4 protein-coding genes are annotated in these 8,314 nt (G+C 46.4%); 1 reads left to right on the forward strand and 3 read right to left on the reverse strand.

What is annotated here, in order from left to right; all coding sequences use genetic code 11:
- Window positions 1–128: 128 nt before the first annotated feature.
- Complete coding sequence (locus AAGC78_RS12270; protein WP_435784372.1) at window positions 129–1,292, forward strand: helix-turn-helix domain-containing protein; 1,164 nt, start codon at window positions 129–131, stop codon at window positions 1,290–1,292.
- Window positions 1,293–1,336: 44 nt separating this feature from the next.
- On the opposite strand, the gene AAGC78_RS12275 is transcribed toward AAGC78_RS12270, so the two are convergent.
- The 3 genes from AAGC78_RS12275 to AAGC78_RS12285 form a co-directional block, all read right to left on the reverse strand.
- Window positions 1,337–1,867 (reverse strand): hypothetical protein, encoded by a 531-nt coding sequence (locus AAGC78_RS12275; protein ID WP_435784373.1) that lies wholly within the window; start codon window positions 1,865–1,867, stop codon window positions 1,337–1,339.
- Window positions 1,868–2,030: 163 nt separating this feature from the next.
- Window positions 2,031–6,869: a galactose-binding domain-containing protein gene (locus tag AAGC78_RS12280; protein ID WP_435784374.1), complete on the reverse strand. Its 4,839-nt coding sequence runs from the start codon at window positions 6,867–6,869 to the stop codon at window positions 2,031–2,033.
- Between the two features lie 335 nt (window positions 6,870–7,204).
- Window positions 7,205–8,149 carry a hypothetical protein gene (locus AAGC78_RS12285; protein WP_435784375.1) on the reverse strand — a complete coding sequence of 315 codons (945 nt, stop codon included), beginning with the start codon at window positions 8,147–8,149 and terminating at the stop codon, window positions 7,205–7,207.
- Window positions 8,150–8,314 lie beyond the last annotated feature (165 nt).

Raw genomic sequence — 8,314 nt, forward strand, 5'->3', positions numbered from 1 at the left:
GGCGGGTCACTTGGCTTGGAATATAATTGCCCCACTGAGTTCACCATAATCGACCACTTGTGCAACGAACTTTTTGGCGCAGACCAAAAAATACAACAATAACTCATACAAGATTAATAATTAAAACCATGAATGAAACCGTATTTAATATCCATGATTTGGTATTGATGATGACGGCACTGCAATGTGCCTGCTTTGCTGTTCTACTCCTCGTCACCAATCCGCCAGACAACAAAAGTAATTACTTCCTTGCCGCGTTTTTGCTCGCACATGCCTTTATCCCACTGCATGAATTAATACTCTGGGGTGCGGATTTCAAAATGATCGCGCTGGATAATTACCCGCGTTTATTTTTATGGATAGGCTTTGGTTATTATCTTGATGCCGCACTGCTCTACTTCTATATCAAGTCATTGGTCTACCATGACTTTAACCTGCATAAACGCGATGGTTTACACCTGATTCCACTCGGCTTGTTTGCATTATTTTTAGGCCTGACATTTTATAGCCACACATTGGAAGAGCGAGTGCTGCTGATTGACGATGATATTTACGTCTACAGCCCCATGTATTTAATTGTGGATTTTTTATGCAAAGCAACTCGTATCGGTTATTGCGTTGCCTCTTTATTGTTAATCGCAAAATACCGCAACCAATTAAAAACCACGCACTCGAATATTGAACGAATAGATATTCGCTGGTTGATTTCACTGGTTATCGGCTTCCTGATTATCACCATGACTGAGGCCGCCCTCGCCTGTGCAAAACTACTGCACCTGTTTATCGGCTTCCATCCACATTGGTTTGAAGTAATTGGATTAACGGGTTACTACGTGGTATTTGTTTTGGTACTTGCGTTGGTATTTACCAGCATCCGCTACTTCTCAGGCTTTGTCGCCGTCAAGCAAAAAGACCACCATAAAAAACCGGCAGAAGAGAAATTACTCAATGCCGGTTTTGCTGAAAAAATAGACATAGCCATGCGCGAGCATAAGCCTTACCTGCAAGCGGATATTACTTTGGATATGCTAGCGGAAATTTTGGAGATTCCATCAAGAGATTTATCGCTGGTGTTCAACCGTCATTTCGATAGCAACTTTTATGAATTTATTAACCGCTATCGCATTGAAGAAGCGAAGAAGATGCTCTCTGACCCTAAACAAAAATCCAAAACTATCACCCATATTTATCTGGATGTGGGTTTTAACAGCAAGTCAGTATTTAACACCTTCTTCAAGAAACACGTAGGGCAGACGCCTTCGGAATATCGGCAGGAGCATTTACCACACTAACGTTCAGTGGATGGGAGCAAGGATTGCTCCCCCGATCTGGCTCACTAACCTTTCTTGATTTCTACAACTTGATTATCGCCCGCTTTTAAAGAAACCTTCTTCATCAAAGCGCCACCAACATCCTGCCCTTTTCCATCTTTCCAGATGACGAAAACGATTACGTAATAATCACCCACCGGCAAATCTTTAAATGAAAAATGGTTTTTATCATCACACTGGGACTTTCTCACAAACTCATGATAGCCAGGATGATCCGGTGTGAATTTAGGAACACCATCTGTTAGCAAAATTTGACCTAACGAATTATTGCCATAGATGTTAAAGATCCGCTCGTTGGAATATTGAGCCACCGGCAGCAGCTCCACATTAAAACCAGCACAGCCTTTTTGTTCATTATCGTTGAGCTGAAGAAATGCAGTCCCACTGATACTGGAATCACCACTTCCCTTAATCCATTCAACATCGGCTGCATTAAATTGGCTTTTCAACTGTATTGGTTCTGCAGCCTGCAAATGACTTGATTGCAATAGGATAAATGCAGAGAGGATAGACAAGAGCTTAATTGCTGGTTTCATCTTAATTCCCTTAACGGTGTTAGTTTATTTTTAATTGCCAAAGTAACGATATGTTTAACCCGAAATTAAAAAATACAAAAATATCAAAGCCTGGTCAACATTAATAAAAAAACCGCGCGCAATTGCTTGCGCACGGTTGAAGTTATCCAGAGCTGTTTTTGTATTAGTAAACTTCAAAGTCCCATAGGGAAATACCGTAACCTGTAGCGCGAGTCACGCTGAGAATACGTACGTAGCGGCCAGTTGCTGACAGCAGGTGATCATCAAACCCACCGTCGCTATTGGTTTCTGCTTTTACGGTAGTCCAGGTATTGGCATCGTTAGAGACTTGAACGTTGTAGGCTTTTGCATAAGCACCTTCCCATTTCAGAGTGACGCCATTAATGCTCGTTGCACTGCCCAAATCAACGTAGATCCACTGGCCATCGCTGAACTGGCTGCTCCAACGGGTATTGGTGTTGCCATCAACTGCAAAGCTTGCCGCTGTACCTGCGCCTTCGCTAGTCGATGCGGTTGCAGGCTTATTCAATGCTTTGTTACCTGCGATTGCCGGAGTGCCGTAAACCGCAAATTCATACAGTGAATAGCCGTAACCGGTGCCGCGCTCTACACCGAACATGCGCACGTAACGACCAGTGCCCACAACATTCAATGTTTCAACACCGCCGTTGCCGTTAGTGGTCCCGTAAATTTTGGTCCAGGTAACTGCATCGCTAGAGGTTTGGATTTCGTAACCTCTACCGTATGCACCTTCCCAACTCAGCACCACTTTATTGATCGCGTAGTTCGCACCCAGATCAACATAAATCCACTCGGCATTATTCCACGCACTGCCCCAACGAGTGTTGGCGTTGCCATCAAATGCATTGACGATAGGTAAACCATCTTGTGTTGTCGATGCTACTGCTGGGCGATTCAATGCAAGATTTGCCGATGCACTTGCCACCGAACTCGAACTTGCAACTGAACTCTTCGATGAGAGTGCAACTGAACTCGCAACCGAGCTTGGTGCAGCACTGCTCACGGAGCTTTTTGACGATGAGACAACTGCAACACTTGAGCTGGATGCAACCGCAACATTATTCACTTGGAAATCAAACAATGAATAACCGTAGCCGGTAGCGCGCGCAGTGCCGTACAAACGTACATAACGACCGTTGCCATTTACCGCGAGAGTTTCTTTACCGCCAACACCAGTAGTCGTTTCATAAATGGTGCTCCAGCTGGTGCCATTGGTAGACGTTTGGATTGCATAGTTCTTACCGTAAGCAGCTTCCCATTGCAGAACAACCTGATTGAAACTGTAGACAGCTCCCAAGTCCACCATAATCCAGGTTGGATCAACAGCGTTACTTGCCCAACGGGTTGTTGCACTAGCATCGAATGCATTGCTTGCAGCCCAAGCAGCCCCTTCAGTGGTTGATGCAACCGCTGGACGATTCAACGCAAGGTTGCCGACCGGAGTTACTACCACACTGCTGGAACTTGAAACTGACACAGATGATCTTGAAGAAGAAGCAACTGATGAGGTTGTCGCGACGCTAGACGACGTAGGTGCAACACTGCTTGAGCTCCTCACTGACGATGAAGACGGTGCGATGCTACTTGAACTTCTGGACGATGAGCTGCCCACACTCGAACTAGTAGTACCAGCGACAGAGAATTTCATCCAATTCAGGTTGATTGCCTGATTAAATACCAGACGCACTTTGTGTGCACCAGCAGTCAATGCAAGTTGTGCAGTTGCATTGCCCCAGGTTTGCAAGCCACCGGTTGAAGGTACATTGATGGTGGCGCGTTGCACACCGTCAACTAATACATTGATAGTACCTGCCGCAGCACTCGCTACGCGCAAATTAATATCGTAAGTATTTGCTGCACCGGTAACATTGTATTCCGCCCACGCGCTTGCACCTACATCACTCAAGTTAAGGAAACCGGAAACGTCTTTGGTTTCTTCAACACGCAAGCCATTACGCGCTGCATAATTTTCTGCTTGTACCAATTTAGGCAAAGTGTGTTTGCTGGCATCACCATGCAACGGCATATTTACATAAATGCTGCCGAGTTCGGTCAACACACCGGATTGACGATAATCAAACAAACCGTTGAATGGATGACCGTTACGACGACCGGTAAACCAGGCGTAACGTTGCATATCCGGATTATTTTCAAATGAATCGACCACTTGAATCAGCATGCGCTTTTGGTCTTCCAGTGTCTTAACAGTTTCCCACGCGGAGAATTCTGTCATCCAAACTGGCTTGCCATATTTTTTGAATTCATTCACGTACCACTCAATACCATTTACATCCGGCATGTACGCGTGAATAGAAAGCGCATCTACTTTACAGGTTGGGCAGAGTTCAAAGAAATCATCAAAGTAATCGAATGGGCTGTAATAAGTTGTGCCGTTTTCGGTTACGCAGTTACCACAGTAGTTCATCGCTACGCTGACAATTTTCAAACCAAATTCATTGGCAATCGCTTCAAGACGTGGCCACTGTGCAACCGCTTGCGACGGTGTCATGTTCGCTTGATCAATAAAGTTAGGTTCGTTAAACGCGAGGATATATTTCACATCCGGATGCGATGCAATGTACGCACGCAATTCTGCATCGTTGAAATTACCGTTCCATGCCATAGGCACAAATTCAACGCCGTATTGCTGGTACACATTTTGAATCGACAGATCCGGTTTGATACTCCAGTTATACCACCAGCTAATGCCTTTCGACATAACGGTCATATCTTCAACTGAATGAGTGCCGTAACCAAGGCCACGCTTCTGGCTTTTTGCATTGCTGAAATCGCGATCAACAAAAATAAATGTTCTCGCTACAGAATTCAGTTCACCGTCACTTACCGTTAGTGTTACGTGATAAGAACCTTCGTTAACATAAGTGTGATTTACAGTTGCGCCAGTGCCGGTAGTGCCATCACCAAAATCCCAGCTGTAAGTCAACGCATCGCCATTCACATCAACAGACTTGGTGCCATCAAAGGTAATAATCGCCGGCGCTATACCACCGAGGATTGAGGTTTTGATTGCAGCAGACGGCGCACGATTTACTACGGTGCCATCGGTGCCAGGATCTTTTGCTGCTTGACCACCGGAGAGATAAACATCATCAATGCTGATGCCTGCAGTTTCGCCAGTGCCAAGCACTTGCAGCAACTGACGCACATCAAACAAATCCAGATCTTTTGCCAGCTCGCTCATTGGAATAACGATGTCATGCCATTGGCCATCGCGCACCAAACCGTAAGGATCACTGCCCGCCTTGAAGTTAATCCACTTCTGGCCTACGCCGTTAAGTGGGCCACTTTTGAAACCGATTTGGAAATCACCAGTGTGAGATGTTTTCAAAGAGAAATGTAATTTTGCATCGGCATTATCAAACGCGGTGAGGTTAAAACCATCACGCGCAGTTAAACCCATACCGTACCAACCTTTGCCGGTTGATTTTAAATGCAATGCAGAATTGCCTTCTTTATTAGTGCCAGTTTCCAGTGTGAGTGTGTTATCCCACAGGAACAAATCACCACTTACACCAAAAGCAAATTCACCGGCATTTTTGTGCGCTGGCGTTTCGGTATAAATACCGAAGTTACCAAATTCCGGCGCTTGCAATGCGATGCTTTCGGTTAAGTAAATATTATCGAAAGCAATATCCATCTGCGCAGCTGGGCCTGGGCCAAACACACTGAAAAATGTTTTGATGGTTTCAAAATCCAGGTTGCCGAATTTACTCAGCGGAATTGCCACGTGATGCCATTCGCCATCGCGGGTTAAACCGTATTGGTCGCCACCATCATTGAAATCCACTTTGCCATCACCACCGGATGTACTTGCCATACCGATACTGAAACTGCTGGTGGAGCTGGTTTTAATATCGAGGTGCAAATAACCGTGTTTGTAATTGCGCATGTTGTAATCTTTGTGGACTAACCCCATGCCCCACCAGTTGTTTGGTGCAATCGAATAAGCCAATGCGCCACTACCTTCGGACGGAGTGGTCGCAATGGTGGTCATGTTATTCCACACATATAAACTGGTGCGGTCGCCCCAATTCAACTCGTTTAATACTGGAGTCGTTTCGGTGCTGATACCAAAATTGCCGCTCGGCAAATTATCGTTGGCAATGTGCAATTCAGTATTTTCATTGGCGTAAAGACGCACGTAATCCACGTACATTTTTCCGGGGAGAGGTGCAGTAATTTGCGCAGGATCGGTGATCTCAACAAAATTCCAACCACCGACTGCGAGGTTCAAAATAATGGACGCCGGGTTGTCGCGGAACTCCGACATGTTCGGGTCGGTGATATCCATGTTGAAGTAAGGATTTCCATCCACACTGATGGTTACATTGGTTGGAGTCCAATCCAGTTTATAGGTGTGGTAATCCTCGTACAGATTTACCGGCAGCGTGGTGGACTCAGCATGGTCAGCTTGCAGCCAATCACTCCAGGTTCCGGTTTCATGCCACCAGTGCAACGCGGCCGATACGGATTTATTTACCGTCCCGTTATCAATAGCCGATTTGTAGCCTGCTTCTAAAATGTCCCACTCACCGGATTTTGGCCAGCCATCCAAACCGAAGTTGGTACCCAACATCCAGAATGCAGGCCAGAGACCGTTATCCATACGCGGCAATTTGATGCGCGCTTCGAGGGTGCCGTATTTAAATGACATACGGCCATTGGTGTGTAGACGCGCGGAGGTAAATTGATTGCCTTCGTAGGCTTCGCGTCTGGCTTCGATAACCAGCTTTCCATCTTCTATATAAGAGTTTTGACTGCGGGCGGTGTAATGCTGCAATTCGCCATTGCCGTTACCGTCGCCGCCGACTTTATAGGACCAAATGGTATTGTCGATTCGCGTCCCGTTGAATTCGTCCGACCAGATAGGTGTAGTTTGCGCAAAAGCGGGGGCAGTCATGGTGAGACCAACACCCAGCGCTAAAGCGCCTTGGGTAATGTACCGCAAGGGAGTTTTCATGGTGTTACCTGCATCGTTATGGTTATTGGTTTACTGTCTGTAGTTTTTGGAGACTATTGCTACTGACTTTTCACTAACTATTGTTATTAGTTGCTGTAGTCGCTCTCTGTCTTATTCCCGCTAGCGCGGTGGCCGATTAAGACAGGTACAGTGTCCACACAAATAACTCAACGAGCGTTCGGTTGGTAACGAGGGAGAAAAATATTTTGGTTTGCCTGGTTTGCAGCATCCGAACGCTGCAAACCAGCTATCTATGCGGACTTCCGTTTACCTCAGGAATCGTCCCACTTTATATTTTTGTTATGTTGATCACGTGTACTACAGGACGATGGTCATTATCTGGAGATCTGCCAGGCGCGATATATGCTCCAGCCGGCCATAAAAATCAGCCAGATCCCAACCCAGAATAATCCCATCCCAATCACGTCATTGCCGATTTTTAGCGCTTCCAAATGCTCTTGCGTGGAAGAAGTATCAACTACCAGCGGTTTGATACGGCTGATCAATAACAGCGGTATCGCGATAGCAACATTAATCACCGCTTCAAGAACTAAGGTTGCAGGAGTCCAGTAGCGATAAATCAGTTTCCACACTCCGAATAACAAGGACACGATCACTATCGCCGACAGCAGCAGGGTCCATTGTTGTACCGGTTCGGAAAACGCGATGGTCAAATTCGCCAGCTGACCAGACGGAATCCACAAGGTGTAATTCAGCAGCAGCAGGAAAAATAAATCAGCAGTGAAATCAACGCTCTGCTCACACGCACTGATACGCTGCCAACCGCGCGTAACTGGCGGCAATTTTTCCGGCGCCCAACATTTGTAGGGATCGAAATAGGGTTTGCCGCCGACTGGATTGCTCAGCAGGTAAAACACGCCTGTCACTGAGGCAAACATAATCAACCCCTTTTGTACTATCTCGTACAGGAAGTTGCTTATTGCCAAATTGCCGCTATTCAGCAAATGAACGCCCAATTGAATCAGCGCGAGAATAAACACCAGAATTAATCCGTAGTGCAGCGACCGCTTATAAACGGGAAACAATTCCGCACTCACCAGCTGTTGCGCTGTGGAAAAACTGCCAGCCACTTTTTGTGGATGACCGAGCGCTTTTAGCACCTCAGCTACTTCCGCGTCATTTGGTGCTCGCCCTTGCTCTTCTGAAATTGCTTCCAGCTTATCGAGGATATTTGCGCGCAACTCGCGGGTAATTTCATCGCGACGGCTCTCTGGCAACCCCTGTCCAACCGCATAGATGTAACGATCAATCAGTTCCATTTCCGGCCTCCAATATTTTGCTTACATGGTTATTCAACTGCAGCCACTCGGTACTCAGGCTTTCCAACAAACCTGCGCCCTCCGGGGATAACTGGTAGTAGCGGCGCTCACGCCCTTCCCCTTGCTGCCATTCACTGGTTAACAACCCTTGGTCGGCCAAGCGGC

The sequence above is a fragment of the Cellvibrio sp. genome (assembly GCF_039207905.1).
In the GTDB taxonomy this organism is placed as follows: Bacteria; Pseudomonadota; Gammaproteobacteria; order Pseudomonadales; family Cellvibrionaceae; genus Cellvibrio.

What these genes read in the sequence shown, in the direction of transcription:
- AAGC78_RS12270 (WP_435784372.1), top strand. Translation starts at nt 129, where the DNA reads ATGAATGAAACCGTATTTAATATCCATGATTTGGTATTGATGATGACG.
- AAGC78_RS12275 (WP_435784373.1), bottom strand. Translation starts at nt 1,867, where the DNA reads ATGAAACCAGCAATTAAGCTCTTGTCTATCCTCTCTGCATTTATCCTA.
- AAGC78_RS12280 (WP_435784374.1), bottom strand. Translation starts at nt 6,869, where the DNA reads ATGAAAACTCCCTTGCGGTACATTACCCAAGGCGCTTTAGCGCTGGGT.
- AAGC78_RS12285 (WP_435784375.1), bottom strand. Translation starts at nt 8,149, where the DNA reads ATGGAACTGATTGATCGTTACATCTATGCGGTTGGACAGGGGTTGCCA.